General features: G+C 59.4%; 1 pseudogene. It reads left to right on the plus strand.

Annotation, left to right across the window (positions count from 1 at the left end):
* Window positions 1-229 (plus strand): annotated as a pseudogene (locus tag Q4563_RS23370) (hypothetical protein); the annotation flags it as partial.

The following is a 229-nucleotide window of genomic DNA, read 5'->3' on the forward strand; positions in this document are numbered from 1 at the left end:
GAGTTCGACGGCCCGGCATTGGCTGATCTTTGGTGAACGTACCCTGGCTCACGACGCGCTCTGGCAGACAGAGCTGCAGCAATGGCAAGCGCAAGGTTTGCTGGGGCGTCTGGATTTGGCGTTCTCCCGCGACATTGACGGAGAGTTACAGACAGGGCATCTGACCCGGGGGTATGTGCAGCAGGTGCTGGAACAACAGCAGCAAGAACTGCAGCACTGGCTGCAACAG

Source organism: Gilvimarinus sp. 1_MG-2023 (genome assembly GCF_030548285.1).